Genomic DNA, 18,866 nt, shown 5'->3' with positions numbered 1-18,866 from the left:
AGGGAGCACCAGCACATGACGACGTTCATCCAGGAACTCACTGGCCGCTACGTCGCGGCCGGCGCCGACCGGCCCGATCTCGACGCACGCCGCGTCGCCAGAGCCGTCTTCGTCCGCGACACCATCCGCGCCCTCTACGACGCGGACAAGCAGTTCGGTCTCGACCCGGCCGACAACGGCTCGCTCGCCGAGCTCGTCGACGCCGCCGAAGAGCACCTCGAGCACATCGCCAACGACGTCAGCCGATCCGTGACGACGACGCCCCACACAGGAGGAGACACCGCATGAGGAAGCACCACTCCGTACTCGGGGGAGTGGCCCTCGCCCTGGCCCTGACCCTCTCGGGCTGCGGCGACGACGACACCGACCCCAAGGGCCAGGAGACGCCCAGCGAGACCCCCTCGCCGACCGCCACCAGCTCGCCGACCCCGAAGACCCCCGAAGAAAAGGCAGCGGCCCAACTGGAGGCCTACCTTGACGTTCGCGACGACGCGTTCCGCGCCGCCACGATCGAGTTCAAGCGGCTCAACAAGGTAGCGACGGGCCGGGAGTTCCTGAACGTTCAGCAGAACGTGTCCGGGATCGAGCGCTCCGGCAGCAAGGTCACCGGGGAGTACGTGCACACGCTTGGTGAGCCGCGCCAGCGCGCCGACGACCTGATCTTGATCACCGACTGCGAGGACCGCACTGGGGTCGAGCGGACTAAGGATGGCAAGCCGGTCCCCGAGCAGAAGGACCCGGAGGGCAATCCGCTGCGAAACCCGGTGCCGATTGAGTACGAGCTGGTGTTGGAGAAGGGTCGGTGGCTCGTTACGAGCTCGAACGTGCTGTGGGACGAGTCGTGCTAGCGCGAGCGCTCGCCACCATCTTTGCTGCGACAGCATTGGTCGTTGTCGGCTCATCCGCCCCAGCCTCCGCGGCCGGCGGGGAGAACTGCTGGTACGAAACCGACCCGAATACTGGAGAGGTCAAGCTCGTCTGCGAGGACGAGGGCGAGGACCCGGGTGGTGGCGGTGGCGACCCCGGCGGCGGGTCGTCGACCTGCAACTACGACGGGCGTGAGATCCCGTGCACCGGACCCGAGGGGTCGGTCTGGAGCAGCAAGTACGCGTGCTGGATCGGGGCAAGGGGACCGGATGACATGGTCCCGCCCGAGGGCAAGACCAAAGAGGACGGCTGGTGGCACGTCTGCTACTTCCCGCCGCCGGGGTCGTCCTGGGAGTACATGTGGATCGAGACCGGCGAGGTCGGCATCGACCCGGTGGTGCTGGCCAACCGGGCCATCGCCTCGATGGATCTAGACCCCATCAAGATCGGCATCGTTCCCGAGTCGGGAGCCAACCGAGCCGGCCTCGTCGGCTTGCCGGTGTGGATGTGGGTCGACAGCCCGACCGATGACACCTTCGGGCCGATCACTGCTTCGGCGAGTGAGGGGACGGTTTCGGTCAGTGCGACCGCGAGCGTCTCCAGCATCGTGTGGGACATGAGCGACGGCACCAAGGTGACCTGCACCGGCAAGGGCACCCCGTACGCCGATCACTACGGGAAGCAGCCATCCCCGACCTGTGGTCACCGCTACGCGAAGATGTCGTCGGACCAGCCCGATGGCGCGTACCAGGTCACCGCGACCAGCCACTGGGTGGTCGAGTGGACCGGTGGCGGGCAGTCCGGAACCATCGAGTTCGACCTGACCACCGACCCGCTCCCGATCCGCATCGGCGAGGCCCAGGTGCTGACCCAGTGACCAGGTCCTAACCACTCCCGATCACCGACACAGGTCCCCGTCCTCGAAGGAGGACGGGGACCTGTTCTCGTTCCTGGTCCTGCTCACCCGGGAGGGGGCGCGTCGGGCCTGCGGTCCGGCTGCTCTGTTCGTCGCTCTGGACGTGAAAGAGCCCCAGGCGTCTCGGGTCACCTGGGGCTCTTGGCCCAAGTAGAGCACGCACCGTCAGGCGTGCGTGGGGGAATCGGAAATCGGGCTGACCAGACCCGTGCGCTCGCGCTGGAGATCGACGCCAGCCATCCCGGTAACCGCGGCGTCGACCTCCTCGCCGGCGACCTGCCCGACCTTCCCCACGACGGCTCAAACCGGCCGATGGCGACTGGAAATCGGTGTCGAGACGCAGCGAAGATTGCGCGGCGTCCCGCATGGAGGCATTTCGCAGATCGGCCGTGCCCGGACTGGTGTGAAAAGTACGGTCCCGCCCTCGGCACAGAACGGACCGAGCGGATCAGGAGTCCTCAGAATGGCGCCAGACCTTGGCTGCGGAGACGAGCAGGATCAGGGCAAGGGCCGCAATGAGGGCGGGGCTCGCGACGTACTGGAGCAGGGCACCGCCAACCACGGCGCCGGCGATGGAGCCGGCTCCCATAAGAGCCAAGAACCGCAGATTCTGATGCAGCACGGTGAAGGCGCTGTCGCGGCTGTAGCGCGTGAAGGCAACCAGCATCGTGGGTAGCGATACCAAGAGCGAGAGGCTGCCGGCGAGACGGATATCGGCCCCGAAGATAAGCACGATGGTCGGGATCAGGAGCTCACCCCCGGCGACGCCCATGAAGGCGGCGACCATCCCGATCAGCACGCCCGCGAGGACACCCACAATCGCTCGGGGCCCAGCCGGTATGTCAAGGCTGCCGAGCTCTGCGTAGTGGGTGCCGGCGAGCACCACCGCGATCGCCACCAGCAGCAGGGCAAGCGTGCGGTGCAGGGTGCGCGAGTGCATCCGGGTAGCCCAGCCCGCCGCGGCCCAGGCGCCGACCATGGACCCGGCGAGCAGGTTCGCCGCGATCCACCAATGGTCTGCGACGTCGTTCCACGGGACCGCAAACGCTCGAGCGGGCAACGCCGCGATCACCACGACCAGGCTCATGGCCTTGTTCAAAATGACCGCCTGGAGCGCCGCGAACCCGAACAGCGCCATGAGTAGCGGCAGCCGAAACTCAGCTCCGCCCAACCCGATGAGACCGCCCAAGATCCCGATCAGCCCGCCGACCGCGAACGGCCAGGACGTTGACTGCCGTCGGCTAGCGACGCGCGCGGCGGAGCTCGAGGTGGAGGTCACGCAGGTAAGTGTGGCGGCCCGTCTGGCATGCCGCGAATCTCTACCGATTCAGTGTTGAAAAGTAGCCGGGACCCGTTTGGAAAAGTTCCGTGGTTCTCGACAATCGGGTCGCGCAACGGGTTGGCCGGAAACTTCTTCAACTTTCGGGGGGACGCCCTCTGACCTGCGCAAACGCGCGTCCCCCCTCAGCGTCCCCCCTCGAAATCAGGGGTTTGGGGGGACGGATGCGGGGACGCCCGCTCGCGACCTTTCTGCCGTGCTCAGTCACGGACGAAAGGAGCGAGTGCGATGAGTGTGGGAGACCAGCTCGGCCTCGACGACAACAGCGAACTGCTCGACCTGGCCCGCCAGAAGTGGCCTACCTGGGTCGCCGCGGATCCGCGGCTTGGGGTGGTCGAGGAGTTCGACGATCTCCGGGCCTGGCTGCCCTCGGTGGACAGCGAAGCCTCTGACGAGGTCCTCCTGGCGCTGGCCATGCTGGCGGCTCCCGACGGCGGCGACGACACCGCCGCCGCGGCCGCGCTCGCCAAGTGCCTGCTGCCCGGCGCCTGCCGGCTCGCGGGCTGGCTGAGCACCCTCCCGCCCAAGGACGTCTTCCGCGACAGTCAGCCCATCGACGCTGGAGCCTGGTCGGCGGTCGAGCGGATCGACGAGCTCGTGGCCTCCCAGCTGTGGATCGAGATCCGGACCTTCAAGTGGCGCCGGCTGCGCAAGGTCGCCGCGAACATCCTGATCAACACCCGGGTCGGTGTCCTTCGCGAGGTCGGCGACTTCTTCCACGTCTCCCGCGCCGACCGCACCTGGGCGAACACGACCCTCGTGGAGTCCTTCTCGACCGGCGACCTCTTCGACACCGAAGACGGCAAGGCGTGGGCCGCCGGCGAGATGCGGACCGAACGCGTCACCGCGGCATCGTTCCGTCGTCCCGAGCTGCTGGCCGACGCCGGCCCGGAGCAGGAGGAGCCCTCGGCCACCGAGGAGCTGCTGGAGCTGTTGGCGTGGGCGTGTGAGCACCAGGTGATCAGCCCGGCCGACCGCTACCTGCTGCTCTGCCTGGTCGAGGAGGCCGACCGGATCGAGACCCGCAATCTCACCCGCGGCTACGGCGGCCTGCTCAGCAACGAGGTGTCCAGCCGAGTCGCACCCCGCGTCGGGGTCTCCGAGGCCACCGTCCGCCGCCACGGCTCGCGCAGCGTGCGCGCCCTCGCCGCGGCCGCCCCGAGGAAGTTCGGCCATGACGAATGAGCGCAACCGTGATCGCTCCCACCTCCCCGCGACACATAGGCGACTGGAGGTGGTGAAGCCCATGACAAACACCCAGGACGACGGCGAGAGCCGGACGCCGGCGCAGATCGCCGAGCTGTTCGCGATCGCCGGCCGCGAAACCGAGGCGATCGAGCAGCTCACCGGCTGCGTCGCCCAGCTGCACGAGGTCCAGGCCGCCAAGGCACAGCTGGCCAGCCTGACCCCGGCCGAGGTCCGGGCCGCGCTCGAGTTCCGCCGCGGCGGCCTTGGGGAGGCCCAGTGAGCACCCAGACCTCGAGCCGCCCGGTCGGCGTCGACGAGCTCAAGCGGGCCTGGAACGCCGTGAACGCCGGCGAGTTCCGCACCGGCCCGGGCACCGGCAAGGGCCCCCGCGGCCGCGGCACCGCAGCCGCAGACAACTGGTCCCCGGCAGCGGGGGAGCACACCATCGCCGTCATCGGATGCGCCGGGTCGGTGGGCGCGAGCACCGTCGCCCTGGCAGCCGGCCTCGCCGCGGCAGCACCGGTCCGCGTCATCGAGTGCTGCTCGGTCACCGCTTCGGGCCTCGCTGCGGCCAGCACCGCCGAGCTCGGCCTGCACCCGACCGACTGGCGCCAGGGCAAGCGCGACCACGTCCTGCTCGAGCGGGCCAGCGAGGTCCTCGCCGGCGTCGACGAGGTCCCGCTGCCGACCGACGCCGCGCACGAGACCCAGCTGACCATCCTCGACGTCGGCTGGGAGGCCGGCCAACTGCTGGCCACCGACTGCTGGCTCGCCGAGGCCGTCCGCACCGCCGACCAGATCGTCCTGGTCACCACCGCCACCGTCCCCGGGATGCGCCGCGCCTCGGTCGCCCTCGAGCTGCTGGCCAACCACTGGCAGCCCGAGCAGATCACCCTCGCCGTACGCGGGCCGCGTCGCAAGAAGTGGCCCCGGGGCCTCGAGCACGCCGGCGGCCCCGCCATACGTCGCGCCCTGGTCGCAGACCGGTGCGTGGAGATCCCCGAGGACCGCGAGCTTGCGGTCAACGGCCTGGACTCCCGGCCCGTCCCGGCCCCCCTGATCTCGGCAGCCCGTCAGTTGCTCGAGCCCGCACACCTGCTCACCGACACCAGCGAAAGCGCCTGACCCGCACCGGGTCAGCAACCCAGAAAGGAAGTCCACCCATGGACGTCATGACCGCTCTCCTCCCGATGGCCGCCAAGGTCTGCCCGAAGGCGCCCCCGGGTGCCGTCGGACCCACCAACGAGATCACCAGCTACGTGCTGTGGGGCGTCATCGTCCTGTTCGGTCTCGGCATCATCATCGCCATCGGCGCGATCATCGCCGGCCGGGTCTTCTCCCTGCCGCACGCCTCCAAGGTCGGCGTGATCTCGGTGGTGGTGGTCTTCGCGTGCGCGATCGCCTACCTGGTTCTGCCCGGCATGCTCAACGGCATCCTCGGCAAGGGCTGCATCTGATGTGGCGCGCAGCCACGAAGAAGGCTGAGGGCACCAGCGAGTGGAGCCGTCGCCGCCTCCTCGGGATCCTGGTGATGGCCGTCGTCGTGGCTGCGCTCCTGATCGGTGGCCTCGTCTACGGGAGCTACCTCGCACTCGCCGGGATCGGCGACGACGCCAACGCAGCGGCGCCCGATGTGGCGACCGGCGAGAACGACCGCTCCACGGTGGCCCAAGGCGCCGCGCACCGCGACGAGATCGCCGCCGAGCCGATGCTGACCGTTCCCGAGAGGGCCGCCTTCCCGGCCGAGACGATCAGCACCCAGGCGCCCGTCATCAAGATCCCGGCCGGCACCGGCGTGAACGGACCCGCGTTCGTGAGGAGCGGGTTCCCGCAGACCCCCGAGGGCGCGATCGGGCAGCTCGCCCAGATCGACCTCGCGGTGCTGCAGTCGATGAGCCTCACCACCGCCGAGGAGGTCTACAACGCCTGGGCCCTGCCGGGCGGCGTCCGCACCGAGGACTGGTGGATCACCGCCAGCGTCCGCGCGTTCCTGACCAGCACCGGCATGGGCTCGGTCAAGGACCCCAGCGCCTCGGTCTCCCTCGAGCCGGCCGCCGCGCTCGTGAAGGGCACCGACGGCCCCGACTGGACCACCGTCTGCGTGCTGATGAAGGTCACCGCCTCCTACAAGCAGGAAGCCCAGATCGCCTTCGCCCACTGCGAGCGCATGCAGTGGGTCGGCGGCCGCTGGATGGTCGCCCCCGGCGCACCGCCCGCACCCGCTCCCGCCACCTGGCCCGGCACCCAACTGGCACACGAAGCCGGCTGGCGCACCTGGTCGACCGACGACACCACTGACCCTGACCACATTGAAGGGGACCACTGATGAAGAACCTGACGACCGGAAACGACGACTCGCGCACCACCCTCGTGCGCATCGGCATCCTGGTGGCGATCGCCACCATGGTGGCCACCGTCGTCTGGCTCGGTGCGCGCAGCCAGGCGGACGACGGTGGCAGCTCGGACACAGCCGGCGGGGACACCTCGAGCAAGACGGTCGAGAACGCCTCGGTCGAGCAGGTCGCCCCGGACACCGCGCCCACCGACGGCGTCGTGATCCCCACCGGCACCGACCAGGTCGACGGCCACCCGACAGGGTTTCCCGCCACCGACCTCGGCGCCGTCGCACTGCAGGTCGAGGTGGCCAAGGCCCAGGTCGGATTCGACTACGACCAGGCCGTCACCGTCGCCGGCCTCTACGCCAACCCCGAGGACAAGTCCGTCTTCGAGGAGCGCGCCCGCGCGGCGGTCGCGCTGCGCCGACAGCAGGCCGGCGTCGCGAAGGAGGGCGACGTGCCCGCTCCCGCGTCGTACGCCGTCACCCCGGTCGCCTACACCCTCGAGGAGCTCGACACCGACTACTACGCGGTGAACCTGCTCAGCTACGTCACGCTCACCACCGCCGACGGCAAGGTCAAGGACAGCCTCTACGCCGGCACCCAGCTGATGCGGTGGCTCGACGGCGACTGGCGACTCGTGCAGGGCAGCCAAGCCGACATCGAGCACCTGGTCACGGAGGGCCAGCCGGAGGCAGTGGCTCCCGGCACCCCCGAGTTCGAGAAGGCCGGATGGGTCCGGATCAGCGGAGCTCCCCAGTGAGCACAACCGTCAACGCCACCGCGCGCCGCGCGAGCCGCCTGGGCGTCGCCGCGCTGGCGCTCCTGGTGCTCACCGCGCTCCTCGGAGCTGCAGCGACCCTCCAGCCGCCGGCCGCCGCCGCGGCCACCGATCAGACGGCCACCACGGCGAACGTCTCGCTCGTCGCGTCCACCGGCCAGCTGCCGGCGCGAGGCAACGTCAAGATGGGTTGCCCCGGGCCCGATGCCCTGTGCGACCTCGGCGGCGACGCCGTCGACTGCGCGAAGGACCCGGTCGAGTGCGGCAAGGACGCGGCCGGCGACGTGAAGGACGGTGCCGGCGACCTGCTCGACGGGGCCGGGAACGTCCTGGACGGCGCGGGAGATCTACTCCCCGACGGCTGCGGGATCCTCGACGCGATCTGCGACGGTGACCTGCCCGGGCTGGGCGGGCTGCCGGGCGTGCCCGGGATCCCCGGCATCCCCGGGCTACCCAACATCGGCGACCTCTTCGGAGGCGGCATCCCCGGCGTGGGCGACATCCCGAACCCGTTCGAGGCCATCGGCGACGTCATCGCCAAGGCCGCGGCCGACGCCTGGACAGCAGCCATGCTCGCGGTCTGGAACTCCGGCCTGTTCGTGCTGCGCATCGTGCTCACGTTCAGCGAGCTGTTCCTGACCCCCGACCTGCGTGCCGACGGCCCCGGCAAGGACGTCTACGCCTTCACCCTGTGGCTGGCGCTCGGCCTGGTGGTCATCTTGGCGATGATCCAACTCGGCGCTGCGGCCTTCAAGCGTGAGGGGAAGGGACTCGCGCGGGCGTTCATCGGAGCCGGCCAGTTCGTCGTCGTCAACGCGTGCTGGTTCGGTTACGCCGTCACCCTGATTGCCGCCTGCGGTGCGATCACGCGCGCGTTGATGAAGTCGCTGCTCAAGGTGCAGACCTGGCCCGACTGGGACCCGCTCGGCGGCCTCGGCGTCGACGACATCACCGACGCCGGTGTAGCCACCGCGCTGGCCTTCCTCGGGATCTTCCTGTGGCTGGCCGCCATCGGCCACCTCCTGGTCTACCTCGCCCGAGCGGCCTCCCTGCTGGTCCTCACCGCCACCGGCCCGCTCTCGGCCGCCGGACTGGTCTCGGACTTCACCCGGTCCTGGTTCTGGAAGAGCCTGCGGTGGCTGCACGCCGCGGCGTTCACCCCGGTCCTGATGATCACGGTGCTCGGCATCGGCGTGCAGTTCGCCAACGGCGTCGCCGCGCACCTGGCCGAGGACACCGCCAAGACCTTCGGCACCGCGCTGCCGGCCGTGATGACGATCCTGATCAGCGTCGTCGCCCCGCTCTCGCTGTTCAAGCTCCTGGCGTTCGTCGACCCCGGCACCCCCAGCGGCGCATCCTTCCGCCAGGGCATGGCCATCCAGGGTGGCCTCCAGGGCCTGCTCGGAGGCGGCGCGGGCGGCGGCTCGTCGGCCGCGTCGACCACCGACGCCAACGGCCGCTCCTCGGGCGAGCAGAGCGCCGAGGCCTCGACCGGCGACCGGTTCAACAAGTCCACCCAGGGCTTCCTGGGCAGCTTCGGCGGGATCGGCCAGGCGCTGTCGGCCGGCATGGGCATGATCAACTCCGCCGGCGCGAAGGCGACGTCCCTGATGTCGGACGAGACCAACCAGGCTGGCGTCGGACAGAGCACCTACGGCCCCGATTTCAGCGGCATGGGTGGCCGGCAGTCCGGCGGCCAGTCGGGCGGCCAGGGCGGGAACCAGCCCGGTTCGCAAGGCGACGACCAGAACGACGGCGACTCCTCGATGCCGACCCCGCCGACGCCTCCTGCGCCGCCCACCCCGCCGACGCTGCCAGGTGGCGGCGGACCCGGCGGCGGCTCCGGTGGCCAGAGCGGCGGCCAGAGCGGCCGCCAGAGCGGCGGGGGAGCGGGTGCAGCCCCGAAGACCCCGGCCGCGAGCGGCGGCGGGGGAGCGGCCGGAGGTGCCGGCGGCGCCGGCGCAGCAGCTGGCGGCATCCCACCGGTGGTGGCGTAGCCGATGCACCAGCGCCCCCACCTCGAGCACCGAGCGACACCCACCGACCTCACTGACCAGAAAGGAAGCCGACGATGACCACCTACGCCGACTACCAGCGCGACCGCATCGGCTGGTTCTTCGGCCTCTCCGGAGGCCAGCTGATGTTCCTGGCGCTGGCCAGCCTGCCGGCGTTCTGGGCGATCAGCCGCGGAGCGTGGTTCTCCGCGTTCCTGTTCGCCCTGGTCTGGCTGTTCATTCTGGTCATCACCGTGGTACCGGTGCGGGGCCGCTCGGCCACCGGCTGGGTGTTCGCCTCGACGATGTACGCCGTCGGCGGTCTGCTCGGCTGGACCTCGTTCCGCGCCAAGGCCACGCAGGGCCGCGCCGAGGACCTCGACACCCCCGACCTGCCCGGCGTCCTCCAGGGCGTCCAGATCCACGACGGCCCGCCGCACGGCTCGCAGCTGCAGCGCGTCGCGATCATCGAGAACCACGCCATGAAGACCTGGGCGGTCACCGCCTCGATCGTCCACCCGGGCATCGGCATGAAGGACGTCGAGGAGCGCGCCCGCTACGGCGAGGCGCTGGCCGGCCTGCTCGACGTCGCCGGCCGCACCGAGAAGGTCGACGAGATCCTCTTCATGGTCCGCACCGTCCCCGAGGACGGCGCCGAGCGCGACCTGTGGGTCAACCGCCACCGCCGGCCGAACGCCCCGGAGCTGTCGGAGGTCGTCAACAGCGGCCTTGCCCACGGCCTCACCCAGGCGTCGGTGCGCACCGAGACGTTCGTGACGATCGTGGTCCCGGAGACCCGGATCGCCCGGTCGGCCAAGGAGTCCGGTGGTGGCTTCGAGGGCCGCTGTCGTGAGCTCTACCTCCTCATGGGCGAGATCGAGGCCCAGCTGCGCGGCCCGATGGGCATGACGGCGGTCCGCTGGCTCACCTCACCCGAGCTCGCACTGGCCTGCCGGACCGGGTTCGCTCCCGGCGATCGGGCCGGCATCGTCGAGGCCCTCTCGCTGCGGGAGAAGGACCCGAGCGTCAACGCCGACGTCCCGTGGGCGATGGCCGGCCCGTCCGGCGCCGACGCGACGGTGCGGCACTACAGCCACGACGCCTGGAACTCGGTCAGCTCCACCATCAAGCTCCCGACCCGCGGCGTCGCGATGGGCGCCCTGGCGCCGATCCTCACCCCGAGCGAGTTCGGGGAACGTCGCTCGTTCGTCGTCGCCTACCCGATCGTGTCCCAGTCCAAGGCCGACCGGCAGTCCGGCAACGCCGAGTGGGCCGCCGACCTGGCCGAGGGGATGAACGAGAAGCTCGGTCGCAAGACCCGCGCCAAGCAGCGCGACGAGGCCCACAAGGCCCGTGGCCTCGACGCCAAGCTCGCGCGCGGCAACTCACTGACCCGTCCCTACGGCGTGTGCACCGTCACCGTGCCCAAGACGATGCGGATCACCGAGTTCGGCCGCCGCCTGGACGCATCAGTCCGCCGCGCCGGGTTCGCGCCGTTGCGCCTCGACCTCGCCCAGGACGTCGGGTTCGCCGCGTCCACCATCCCCCTCGGCACCAGCCTGACTCGAAGCGGAGACGCCTGATGACCACCACCCGCCGGCACCGCCGCGACGGCCGTGACATGGCGGCCCTGTTGTCCGACTTCGGGCACGACCTGCCCACGATCCCCACGCTCGCTCCGGAGGCCAAGGAGCCCCGTCTCTTCCGGTACGCGCCGCGCCGCGGTGCTGCTCGCCGCGGCCGCGGCTGGGCGGCCGCCAGCGCTCCGGCGCTGGCCTGGCGCATGACCAGCGACCAGGCGCCGGTGTTCTGGCCGTTCGTCTCCGCGCCCGCCCTGCCCCCGACTGGTGCGCAGATGGGCGTCGACCAGCTCTCCGGCGGCTCGTTCTACTGCGACCCGTTCGGTTGGGTGCTGCGCGACGACGTGCCGGCGACCAACCCCAACATCTTCCAGTTCGCCAAGCCGGGCAGCGGCAAGTCCGGGACCACCAAGGGCTTCTGCACCCGGATGATGCCGTTCGGCTACCGCACTCTGGTCACCGGCGACGTCAAGGACGAGTACGAGTCGCTGTGCCGGGCGCTCGGGGTCGACCCGTTCGTGATCGCCCCCGGCTTCTGGGCCCGGGTCAACCCGCTCGACATGGGCCCGCTCGGCGACGGCTGGGGGAGCCTTCCCGCCGAGGAACAGCAGCGCCGCGCCACGATCATCTTCAAGCGCTGGCTGGTCCTCGTCCGCGGCCTGGTCGGCTCCATGAAGATCGGCCAGGACCACGTCCCCTTCGGGCCCGACGAGAGCGACGTCGTCCGCAACGCGCTGGGGATCCTCACCGGTTACGCCGCCGGCAACACGCAACTGAAGGAGACCACCATCCCGCGGCTGTGGGATCTGCTGCGCAACCCCACCGAGGAGCTGGTCCGCGCCTGCGAGTACGCGAGCACCCGCGCATTCCTCGACGAGACGCGGCTGCTGCGCAACGCGCTCGGCGAGCTGGTCACCGGAACCCTGGCCGGGCTGTTCGACGACTTCACCAACGTCACCGTCGACTGGCGCGCCCCGATCCAGTCGTTCAGCCTCTCCCGGCTCGACGGCCTGGGCGATGAGGCCGTGGGCATCGCGCTGCTGTGCATGAACTCCTGGGGCCGCGGCCTGCGGGAGATCGCCGAGCCCGGCGACCTGCGCATCGTGGTGCGCGACGAGGTCTGGAAGCAGATGCGCCTCGGCACCGCCGCGGTCGCGAGCTTCGACGCCGACCTTCGGCTCTCCCGCGGCATGGCCGGCAAGGGCGGCGACATCCAGTTCTGCAACCTGCACAAGCCCTCCGACCTGCTCTCGGTCGGCGACGCCGACTCCCAGGCCGCGATGATCGCCAAGGACCTCCTCGAACTGGCCGACATCAAGATCCTCGGCGCCCAGAAGCCCCGGGTCGCCCGCGAGCTCGACTCCATGCTCGGTCTCGGCCCGATCGCCCAGGACCTCGTCTCGGGGTGGGCCATGCAGGACAAGGGCCGCGCGCTGTGGTGCATCGGCGACGCCATGTACAAGGTCCAGACGGTGCTCCACCCGCTGGAGAAGAAGCTCTACTACACCAACGAGGCCATCGACGCCGCCGCCTGAGCGCGCGCGACCTTCGGACTGACCCGTCATGAAGAAGCTGCTGCTCGCCGGACTGCCCGTCCTGATCATCTTCATGGGACTGCCGCTCCTGATCAGCCTGATGGTGGTGATGAGCACCACCGCGGCCGCCGAGTGCCGCACCCAGACCAACCAGTCCGCCCCCACCGAGCTCGGTGACCTCGGAGCCATCGACGGCCCGGTGGGCGGCCCGGTCAAGGGCAAGATCACCTTCGCCCAGGCCAACATCCCGCGCCGCTCCGGCCTCGACGGGTTCCGGGCATCCATGCCCAAGGTCCTGTCCAAAAACCCCGACTTCGTCACCCTCAACGAGGCCAGCGGCTGGAGCATCGCCCAGATCGAAGCCGCCGCTCCCGGCTACGATGCCTTCCGCGTCAACCAGAACACCGGCGACAACAACTCCATGGGCAACGTCGTGCTCTGGAAGCGCGACACCTGGTCCAAAGCCAACGGAGGGCGGGTCACTCTCGTCGTCGACGACAAGACGTACTACAAGGGCAAGCCGGTCACCTGGGACCGCTTCGCCACCTGGGTCATCCTCGAGCGCGCCGACGGCGCGGTCGTCCCGGTGATCGCGACCCACCACATGACCAACCCGCACCGCTGGCCCAAGCAGCACGGCAACCCGCCGCTGACCCGGCCCCAGCAGTACGGCGCCGGCATGGACATCCTGCTGCAGCTGCGCAACTCGCTGGCCGCCCACGGCCCGGTGCTGATCGGCGGTGACATGAACACCCAGGCCTCCTACACCGACATCCCCTGGACGGCGGCCGCGAAGATGAAGGCCGCCGGCTACGGCTGGCACAACCACGGCGTCGACTTCATCTTCTTCCCCCACCACCAGGGCGCCCGCCTCGAGCACGGCTGGGACGGCACGATGGTCTCCGACCACCACTGGCTCTCGGCCCGCATCGCGATGAACGGCGCCGGCCCGGAGAGCGCCCCCGAGGCCGCCACCGGCAGCGACGGGATCGTGCCGGCGGCATACACCGCGAAGACGGCGGCCGAGCCGCCCACCGGTGATGTGCTCGCTCAGCTGATGCGCCTGCGGTTCGCGTCCAACTACCCGACCATGACCGCCGAGCAGGCCCGCAACGCAATCACCATCGCCCAGGTCGCCCGCGACCTCGAGATTCCCCGCTACGGGCTGCAGGTTGCAATCGCCGCCGCGGTCCAAGAGTCCAAGCTGGTCAACCTCAACAGCGGCGACCGGGACTCCCTCGGCCTGTTCCAGCAACGCCCGTCGACCGGGTGGGGGAGCCCGGCCGAGATCACCAACCCGGTGCTCGCGGCCCGCGCGTTCTTCGGCGAGGCCCAGCACACCGGAAACCCCGGCCTTCTCGACATCCCGGGCTGGCAGAACATGTCGCTCACCCAGGCCGCGCAGGCCGTCCAGCGCTCGGGCTACCCCGACGCCTACGCACAGTGGGAAGACGTCGCCGGCGACATCACCGACCTCCTCGGCGGCGACCTGCCCGACCTTCCCGACGACGGCTCGACCACCAATGTCGCCAACTGCCAGAACGACACCGTCAACCCGGTCACGATCGGGACCCTCAACCTCCTCGGCGCCGGCCACACCGACCAGGCCGGCGAGCGGCCCGGCTACGACACCTGGGACAAGCGCCTGCCTGGCGCCATGCGGACGATCGAGAACGCCGGCGTCTCCATCGCCGGCCTCCAGGAGGTCCACCCGCCCCAGGCCAAGGCCCTGGCCGACCGCTACGCCGCGAAGTGGGGCATGTACCCGGCCAGCGGCAAGGCCCAGAACCGGGTGATCTGGGACCGCAACGAGTGGGAGCAGACCGACGCCCGGCTCGTGCAGATCCCGTACTTCGGCGGCAAGGACGTCGGCATGCCGCTGGTCCAGCTGACCGGCACGGCCGGCGGCCCCAGCGCCGGGCAGGTCATCTGGGTCTGGAGCATCCACAACCCCGCCAGCACCCAGGGCAACGCCGCGGGGCACCGCAAGGAGGCGCTGCGCCGTGAGCTGGCGACGATGACCGAGCTTGCCGGCACCGGCACGCCGGCGGTCATCGTGGGCGACTTCAACGACGGCAGCGACGGCAACAACTCCTCGCACTGCGCGCTCACCCCTGAACTGACCAACGCCTTCGGCGGCTCCGCAGCGCCCTGCAAGAAGCCCAAGAAGGACGCACCGATCGACCACGTCTACGGTGCCAACCTCACCTGGGCCAGCGCCGAGGTCGACAACAGCACCAAGGCCAGCAAGCTCGCCGATCACCCGCTGGTGACCGCCACCACCGCGGGCAGCAGCGCCGGGTGCGCCGTCGACTCGAGCACGGCGGAGGCCAAGTACAACCTCGGCCCGGTCAAGCCCCAGCTGACCCAGCTCGTCAACATCCTCGGACCCATGTTCGACATCAAGACCGTCGGCGGCTACCGCGCGAGCGCCACCGACCCCAACGGTCACCCCGCCGGACTCGCCGCGGACTTCATGGTGCCGCTCAACGCCGCAGGTCGCGCCCAGGGCGACCGTCTCGCCGCCTACGCCAAGACCAACGCGAGCAAGCTCGGCATCGACTACATCATCTGGTACCAGCGCATCTGGTCGGTCGCACGCGCCTCCGAGGGCTGGCGCCCGATGGAGAACCGGGGGAGCGCCACTGAGAACCACCTCGACCACGTGCACATCAACGTCAAGCCCGGCGCCTCCGTCCAGCCGGTTGGCCTCGAGGGCGCATCCTGCGACGAGGTGGTCTACCCGGTGCCTGCGCAGTACATCGGCACCGACAACCACAACTGGCACGAGACCGGCCCCTACTGGTCCAACTGGCACACCGGCACCGACTTCTCCGCCCCCTGCGGCACCACCGTCTACGCCGCCCACGCCGGCACCATCGAGATCGACACCACCCAGGGGTGGGCCGGCCCGCAGCTGGTCAAGGTCACCACCGGCGCCGGGTCGCTGACCACCTGGTACGCCCACATGCAGACAGTCACCGTGAGCCGCGGCCAGACCGTCGCCGCCGGCGAGCCGATCGGGCGGGTCGGCAAGGAGGGCAACGTCTCCGGCTGCCACCTCCACTTCGAGGTCCACCTCAAGAACGGCTCCATCTACGGCCCCGACAACGTCGACCCCTCGACCTGGCTCGCAGAGAACGCATCACGCCCGAGCCGCGCCGTGTGATCGCACCGGAGGGCTGAGCGCACATAGGAGATCAGTGAGGCCCAACGACACGACCGCCTGGAGGTGGCCAGACCGATGCAGCGCGAGCGACGACGAGACCCCTATCCCTGGACCTGGGAGGTCCCGCTAGCAGTGACGGTGGCGACCCTGTTCGTCATCATCATCGGAATCCAGCTCGGCCGATCCGTCGCCAACCTCCTCGCCGGCGCCGGCTGGACCTGGCCCGACGCCAACGCCGGCACGTTCCCCTCCCCGATCGGGACCGCGTTCTGGACCAGCCTTCGCGGTGTCCTCGGCGGCCACGCCGACGCCGGGCTGCCCACCCCGGTCCCCGACGATCTGGCCGGCCGCGGCCTGGTCTGGGGCAGCGTCGCCCTGACCGAGCTCGCGCTGCTGGCCGCGACCATCTGGGCCGGCGTGTGGGCCTACCAGCGCTGGGGCCCGGGCCGGATGCGCGGCATGGCGACCGCCGCCGAGGCCGAGAAGCTGCTCGGCGTCACCAGGCTCCGCAAGGTCGCCGGCATCGTCCGCCCGGACCTCTACGGCAAGCACGCCAACGCCGCGGCGGCTCCGGTGCACCGCACTGCCGCCGGCGACCTGACCGAACAGCCCGGCCCGCAGCTGGGCCACGGCCTCAGCCCGTGGCTCCTCGACGGCCGCCGAACGAAGGAAGACCGATGAACTACGAGAACTACGAGCGGCGGCTGCCCGGCACCCCAACTGTCCGGACTTGGATCCACCGCTTTGTGGGTGGCCTCATCTGCCGCCATCGCGGGCACCGACCGACGATGGTGGAAGTCCACCACTACGTCGCTGTTGGCCCGCGGATTCCCATGACGCGCCTCGACACGGCCAACCAACCTGACTTCCAGCCAGCGGTGCAGTTCTTCGGGGTTCGCACTGAGAAGCGCCAGGGCCGCGAGGTGCGGTGTCGAACCTGCCTCGCCCCGTGCGGCGACACGATCCCGGAGGCGATCCGATGAAGCTGCGGTTCGACCCCTGGGACGTCGGCTGGCGGATCGGAAACGCCCACGAGCCGCGAGGCGGCGAGCTGTGGGTGCCGTGGGACCGCACCGCCGGCGTGATCGGCCCACAGGGCTCCGGCAAGACCCTCGACCTGCTCACCCCGGCGCTGCTCGGAGCACCTGGTGCCGCCCTGGTGACACTGACGAAGGTCGAGGACCTCCTGCTGAGCTTGACCGAGCGCTCCCGCGACGATCGTCCGTGTGTCGTGCTCGACCCCTTCGGTCTGGCCGAGGGCGTCGTCGACGAGCTGATCTGGGACCCGATCGCCGGCTGCGTCGACCCCAAGGTTGCCGAGCGGCGCGCGAAGGCGTTCACCGCCGGCACGGTCAAGGGCGCGATCACCGGCGGCACCGGTGACGACGCTGCACGGTTCTACGCGGCGGAGTCGGCGAAGGTGCTGCAGGGCTACTTCCACGCCGCGGCGCTGACCGGCAAGACGCTCGAGGATGTGCTGCAGTGGGTCGCCAACCCCACCGCGGCCACCCAGCCGATGGAGATCCTGCGCCGCCACCCGCACGCCGAGCCGTTCTGGCACGGCCTGCTCCACGGCGCGCTCAACGGAGACGACCGCACGGCCGGGAACACCGTCACCACGGTGCAGCAGGCGGTCTCACTGTTCTTCCAGGCCGACATCCGCCGCCGCTGCATTCCCAGCCCTGGGCATCCCGCCACCGACCTGGCCGACGTGATCCGCCGCCGCGGCACCATCTACCTGCTCGGCCGCGAGGACCCCTACGCCTCGGCCAGCCCGCTGATGACCGCCGTGGCCGAGTACGTCTTGGACACCGGACTGCTGCTGGCCAACAGCTCCCCGTGGGGCGGCCGCCTGTGCCCGCCGCTGGTCTCGGTGCTCGACGAGCTCCCCTCGACCGCACCGCTGCCGACGCTGCGCACCCGGATGGCCAACGAGCGCGCCCTGGGGCTCTCCTTCATCTGGGCCGCCCAGACCCGGCCCCAGCTGACCAGCATCTTCGGTGAGCACGAGGCCCGGGCGCTGCTTGGCCTCACCAACACGTTGGTCATGTTCGGCGGCTCCAAGGACGTCGCCTTCAACCAGGAGATCTCCGACCTCCTCGGCCAGGTCCGGATCGGACGCCGGACGCACCGCGGCAGCGGCGGTGGATACGAGGGCGACGACATCGCGATCATGCGGCCCGAGGAGGTCCGCCAGCTGCCCGAGCGCCAGGCCCTGGTGATCGCCGAGAACGGGAAGCCGATCATCGCCAAGCTCCACCGCTGCGTTGAAGGCAGGGCCGGCGAACGCCTGCTCGCCGACCAGCGGTCGCTCCGCGAGCGCCTCACCAATGACCGGCGCATGGTCATCACCCCCGAGGCCCGCGCGACAGCCGCGCTCGTCGAGGCCCGCCGCCTCGGCTTCGTCGACGACGAGCACGACCACTCAAGGAGTGAACTGTGACCAGCGAGCAGCAGACCCGCCGGGCGGCACCCACGCTGATGGTCTTCCCGTTCCCGGTCCCCGGGGACCACGTGCGGCTCGCCTACCGCGAGCTCCACATCGCCATCAACGGCACCGAGGAGGAGAAGAAGGCCCTGGGCAACCACGGGCTGCTGCCGCGGCCCTGGGAGCCGGCCACCTGCCTGGACCCCGAGCTGCGTCACGACCTGTGGGAGTGGCTCGAAGACGTCGTGATCTGGCTCAACCGCGAGTACACCTGGGACGTCTCCGGCCTCATCCCCAGCTGCTGGCCCCTGCACCCGCACCTGGTCCATGAGGTCGCCGTCCTGGCCGACCAGCGCCGGCGAGCCGGTCTGGCGATGACCAGCGACGCGCTCGAGGAATGGCACCGCTACTGCCTGCCGGCGTTCACCGACCGCATGCGCACCAGGCTGCGCGCCCACTGCGACGACGAGCACAAGAGCTGGCCGGCTAAGCCGCGGCACAACGAGCACCTGGCCGACGCCAGCCGCCAGCGGCGCGAGAACACCTTCGCCCACGACATCGACGCGCTGCCCGTCAACCGGCGAGCACGCGAGCAGCAGCCGGCGGCTCCGGCCGGCCCGCCGCGGCTGGGCCTCGTCGACCTCGATACCGGCGAGATCCACGACGACGACGAGCTCGGCGCGCAGCCGCGCACCCGCACAGAGAAGGGACCGAGGGAATGACACAGGCAACG

At 70.5% G+C, this 18,866-nt stretch carries 18 protein-coding genes; 17 read left to right on the top strand and 1 reads right to left on the bottom strand.

Features of this window, described 5'->3' with window-relative positions:
- Nucleotides 1-15: 15 nt before the first annotated feature.
- The 3 genes from MRBLML1_RS22340 to MRBLML1_RS22330 are packed head-to-tail and all read left to right on the top strand — an operon-like array spanning nt 16 to nt 1,744.
- Nucleotides 16-288, top strand: a complete 273-nt coding sequence (locus MRBLML1_RS22340; RefSeq protein WP_364520268.1) for a hypothetical protein — start codon at nt 16-18, stop codon at nt 286-288.
- Nucleotides 285-848 carry a hypothetical protein gene (locus tag MRBLML1_RS22335; RefSeq protein ID WP_364520266.1) on the top strand — a complete coding sequence of 188 codons (564 nt, stop codon included), beginning with the start codon at nt 285-287 and terminating at the stop codon, nt 846-848. The genes MRBLML1_RS22340 and MRBLML1_RS22335 overlap by 4 nt, the downstream gene beginning before the upstream one ends.
- A complete protein-coding gene (locus MRBLML1_RS22330; RefSeq protein ID WP_364520264.1) occupies nt 803-1,744 on the top strand; it encodes a hypothetical protein in 942 nt (313 codons plus the stop codon). Before MRBLML1_RS22335 ends, MRBLML1_RS22330 begins: the two co-directional genes overlap by 46 nt.
- 487 nt (nt 1,745-2,231) lie before the next feature.
- On the opposite strand, the gene MRBLML1_RS22325 is transcribed toward MRBLML1_RS22330, so the two are convergent.
- The gene (locus MRBLML1_RS22325) at nt 2,232-3,062 is read right to left on the bottom strand and encodes a sulfite exporter TauE/SafE family protein (RefSeq protein ID WP_364520262.1); all 831 of its coding nucleotides are present in this window, start codon (nt 3,060-3,062) and stop codon (nt 2,232-2,234) included.
- 288 nt (nt 3,063-3,350) lie between these two features.
- Between MRBLML1_RS22325 and MRBLML1_RS22320 the strand changes: the two genes are divergently transcribed.
- From MRBLML1_RS22320 to MRBLML1_RS22255, 14 genes are all read left to right on the top strand, one after another.
- A complete protein-coding gene (locus MRBLML1_RS22320) occupies nt 3,351-4,307 on the top strand; it encodes a hypothetical protein (protein WP_364520260.1) in 957 nt (318 codons plus the stop codon).
- 61 nt (nt 4,308-4,368) lie between these two features.
- Nucleotides 4,369-4,590: a hypothetical protein gene (locus MRBLML1_RS22315; protein ID WP_364520258.1), complete on the top strand. Its 222-nt coding sequence runs from the start codon at nt 4,369-4,371 to the stop codon at nt 4,588-4,590.
- Complete coding sequence (locus MRBLML1_RS22310; RefSeq protein WP_364520256.1) at nt 4,587-5,435, top strand: hypothetical protein; 849 nt, start codon at nt 4,587-4,589, stop codon at nt 5,433-5,435. The genes MRBLML1_RS22315 and MRBLML1_RS22310 overlap by 4 nt, the downstream gene beginning before the upstream one ends.
- A gap of 38 nt (nt 5,436-5,473) precedes the next feature.
- Nucleotides 5,474-5,767 (top strand): hypothetical protein, encoded by a 294-nt coding sequence (locus tag MRBLML1_RS22305; protein ID WP_284536497.1) that lies wholly within the window; start codon nt 5,474-5,476, stop codon nt 5,765-5,767.
- Entirely contained in the window at nt 5,767-6,636 is an 870-nt protein-coding gene (locus MRBLML1_RS22300; RefSeq protein WP_364520254.1) for a hypothetical protein, read from the top strand. Before MRBLML1_RS22305 ends, MRBLML1_RS22300 begins: the two co-directional genes overlap by 1 nt.
- Nucleotides 6,636-7,409, top strand: coding sequence for a hypothetical protein (locus MRBLML1_RS22295; protein ID WP_364520252.1), 774 nt, complete (start codon nt 6,636-6,638; stop codon nt 7,407-7,409). Before MRBLML1_RS22300 ends, MRBLML1_RS22295 begins: the two co-directional genes overlap by 1 nt.
- On the top strand, nt 7,406-9,424 hold the full coding sequence (locus MRBLML1_RS22290) for a type IV secretion system protein (RefSeq protein WP_364520250.1): 2,019 nt from the start codon (nt 7,406-7,408) through the stop codon (nt 9,422-9,424). The genes MRBLML1_RS22295 and MRBLML1_RS22290 overlap by 4 nt, the downstream gene beginning before the upstream one ends.
- Nucleotides 9,425-9,498: 74 nt before the next feature.
- Nucleotides 9,499-11,004 (top strand): SCO6880 family protein, encoded by a 1,506-nt coding sequence (locus MRBLML1_RS22285; protein ID WP_364520248.1) that lies wholly within the window; start codon nt 9,499-9,501, stop codon nt 11,002-11,004.
- The gene (locus tag MRBLML1_RS22280) at nt 11,004-12,536 is read left to right on the top strand and encodes an ATP-binding protein (RefSeq protein WP_364520246.1); all 1,533 of its coding nucleotides are present in this window, start codon (nt 11,004-11,006) and stop codon (nt 12,534-12,536) included. Before MRBLML1_RS22285 ends, MRBLML1_RS22280 begins: the two co-directional genes overlap by 1 nt.
- Nucleotides 12,537-12,564: 28 nt before the next feature.
- Complete coding sequence (locus MRBLML1_RS22275; protein ID WP_364520244.1) at nt 12,565-15,705, top strand: peptidoglycan DD-metalloendopeptidase family protein; 3,141 nt, start codon at nt 12,565-12,567, stop codon at nt 15,703-15,705.
- Nucleotides 15,706-15,843: 138 nt separating this feature from the next.
- The gene (locus tag MRBLML1_RS22270; protein WP_364520242.1) at nt 15,844-16,386 is read left to right on the top strand and encodes a hypothetical protein; all 543 of its coding nucleotides are present in this window, start codon (nt 15,844-15,846) and stop codon (nt 16,384-16,386) included.
- Nucleotides 16,383-16,688, top strand: a complete 306-nt coding sequence (locus tag MRBLML1_RS22265) for a hypothetical protein (RefSeq protein WP_364520240.1) — start codon at nt 16,383-16,385, stop codon at nt 16,686-16,688. Before MRBLML1_RS22270 ends, MRBLML1_RS22265 begins: the two co-directional genes overlap by 4 nt.
- Nucleotides 16,685-18,148, top strand: coding sequence for a type IV secretory system conjugative DNA transfer family protein (locus MRBLML1_RS22260; RefSeq protein ID WP_364520238.1), 1,464 nt, complete (start codon nt 16,685-16,687; stop codon nt 18,146-18,148). The genes MRBLML1_RS22265 and MRBLML1_RS22260 overlap by 4 nt, the downstream gene beginning before the upstream one ends.
- Nucleotides 18,145-18,855 carry a hypothetical protein gene (locus MRBLML1_RS22255; RefSeq protein ID WP_364520236.1) on the top strand — a complete coding sequence of 237 codons (711 nt, stop codon included), beginning with the start codon at nt 18,145-18,147 and terminating at the stop codon, nt 18,853-18,855. The genes MRBLML1_RS22260 and MRBLML1_RS22255 overlap by 4 nt, the downstream gene beginning before the upstream one ends.
- The last annotated feature ends 11 nt before the right edge of the window (nt 18,856-18,866 follow it).

This window comes from Nocardioides sp. LML1-1-1.1, assembly GCF_040676175.1.
In the GTDB taxonomy this organism is placed as follows: Bacteria; Actinomycetota; Actinomycetes; order Propionibacteriales; family Nocardioidaceae; genus Nocardioides.
This window is presented reverse-complemented; position numbering and strand designations above follow the sequence as displayed.

Coding starts and splice junctions, on each gene's coding strand:
- MRBLML1_RS22340 (WP_364520268.1), top strand. CDS start 16: ATGACGACGTTCATCCAGGAACTCACTGGCCGCTACGTCGCGGCCGGC.
- MRBLML1_RS22260 (WP_364520238.1), top strand. CDS start 16,685: ATGAAGCTGCGGTTCGACCCCTGGGACGTCGGCTGGCGGATCGGAAAC.
- MRBLML1_RS22275 (WP_364520244.1), top strand. CDS start 12,565: ATGAAGAAGCTGCTGCTCGCCGGACTGCCCGTCCTGATCATCTTCATG.
- MRBLML1_RS22285 (WP_364520248.1), top strand. CDS start 9,499: ATGACCACCTACGCCGACTACCAGCGCGACCGCATCGGCTGGTTCTTC.
- MRBLML1_RS22265 (WP_364520240.1), top strand. CDS start 16,383: ATGAACTACGAGAACTACGAGCGGCGGCTGCCCGGCACCCCAACTGTC.
- MRBLML1_RS22320 (WP_364520260.1), top strand. CDS start 3,351: ATGAGTGTGGGAGACCAGCTCGGCCTCGACGACAACAGCGAACTGCTC.
- MRBLML1_RS22295 (WP_364520252.1), top strand. CDS start 6,636: ATGAAGAACCTGACGACCGGAAACGACGACTCGCGCACCACCCTCGTG.
- MRBLML1_RS22335 (WP_364520266.1), top strand. CDS start 285: ATGAGGAAGCACCACTCCGTACTCGGGGGAGTGGCCCTCGCCCTGGCC.
- MRBLML1_RS22300 (WP_364520254.1), top strand. CDS start 5,767: ATGTGGCGCGCAGCCACGAAGAAGGCTGAGGGCACCAGCGAGTGGAGC.
- MRBLML1_RS22305 (WP_284536497.1), top strand. CDS start 5,474: ATGGACGTCATGACCGCTCTCCTCCCGATGGCCGCCAAGGTCTGCCCG.
- MRBLML1_RS22315 (WP_364520258.1), top strand. CDS start 4,369: ATGACAAACACCCAGGACGACGGCGAGAGCCGGACGCCGGCGCAGATC.
- MRBLML1_RS22280 (WP_364520246.1), top strand. CDS start 11,004: ATGACCACCACCCGCCGGCACCGCCGCGACGGCCGTGACATGGCGGCC.